The sequence below is a fragment of the Allobosea sp. GW822-FHT03F07 genome, assembly GCF_058801345.1.
This window is the reverse complement of record NZ_JBXAND010000030.1, coordinates 1-1,321: the sequence shown is the minus strand read 5'-3', so window position 1 is coordinate 1,321 and position 1,321 is coordinate 1. Positions and strand designations below refer to the sequence as shown.

Annotated in this window: 1 protein-coding gene; it reads right to left on the bottom strand. The window is 64.9% G+C overall.

Annotated features, from left to right (window positions below; translation table 11 throughout):
• Window positions 1-252: 252 nt before the first annotated feature.
• Complete coding sequence (locus AC1RMY_RS26510; protein ID WP_492869737.1) at window positions 253-1,251, bottom strand: IS110 family RNA-guided transposase; 999 nt, start codon at window positions 1,249-1,251, stop codon at window positions 253-255.
• Window positions 1,252-1,321 lie beyond the last annotated feature (70 nt).

The following is a 1,321-nucleotide window of genomic DNA, read 5'->3' as shown; positions in this document are numbered from 1 at the left end:
AATCTATGGACGCCTCCCGCCACAAGATGATTTCTGACGTCGAGCCCGGCACTGGGTGCGTAAATCTATCCGGCCTGTCGCTGGAGCGATCTCGCCCCTGGCCATGATGGGCTCCGCTGCTCTCTCCCTCATAACGCGGTCGGCCTCGAAGGCCATGTCGTAGGTCAGGGTCGAGAACGCGGTCCTTGCCGTGTCGCGATCATCGTTCATCTCGCACGCATCATCGCTCGCGCGACGATCTTCATGCCCGCATCAGGTGCGAGCGTAATCCTCCTGCCGCATCAACATCGCCCAAGCGATCCGAACCGTCTTGTTTGCCATCGCCACGATACCCTTGTTGAAGCCGCGACGATCGATCACGGCCTGGAACCAGCGCGATCGCGGATCGGCCTTGGTCTTCAACCTCAACGCGACGGCTCTCGCGCCGTGCACCAGTTGTCGGCGCAGATAATGGTTCGCGCGCCTCCCGACGCCGCCCAGGCGGGATTTGCCGCCGGTCGAGTATTGTCGCGGAACCAGGCCAATCCAGGCCGCCATCTCCCTTCCCGACTGGAACTGTCGAGGATCGCCGATGCTGGCGGCGAGCGCCGTCGCGACGACGGGTCCCACGCCGGGCAGCGTCATCAGCCGGCGGCAGGTCTCGTCCTCTCGGCAGATGGCGATCAATCTCTCGTCCAGCCGCTCGATGCGCCCGTCCAGGCTCTCCAACTCATCAAGAAGCGCCTCGAAGGTCTCCCGCGCCATGGCTGAGAGGTGGGCTTCGGCGAGCCCGCCACGGGCGCGTCGAAGAATGAGCGCCGCCCCTTTCGGATAGATCAGGCCGTACTCGGCCAGCAGGCCGCGCAGGTGGTTGATCAGGCTGGTCCGTTGCGCGACGAGACGATCCCTGACGCGGTGCAGCGACTGCAGATCCTGCTGCCCTTCCGTTTTGACAGGCACGAACCGCATCGTCGGCCGCGAGGCCGCATCGAAGATGGCCTCGGCGTCGACCGAGTCGTTCTTCGATCCGCGCACGAAGGGCTTGACGAAATGCGGATTGATCAGCCGCACTTCGTGCCCGGCGGCCATGAACAGGCGCCCCCAGTAGTGGGCGGTCGCGCAGGCCTCCATGGCGATCACCTCCGGGCCGAGCCTCGCAACCAGCGACGGCAAGCCCTGACGGCCGACGCGCCGCGAAACGATCTCGCCGTCTGCGCTGATTCCATGCACGTGGAATGACTGCTTCGCCAAGTCGATCGCCAGCATCTGCATGTCCCGACCTCCTGCTCAACAAAAGCCCCCAATGAAGGGCGCGGAGCGGGAGGCGTCCATCCCATAACGC

What these genes read in the sequence shown, in the direction of transcription:
- AC1RMY_RS26510 (WP_492869737.1), bottom strand. Translation starts at nt 1,251, where the DNA reads ATGCAGATGCTGGCGATCGACTTGGCGAAGCAGTCATTCCACGTGCAT.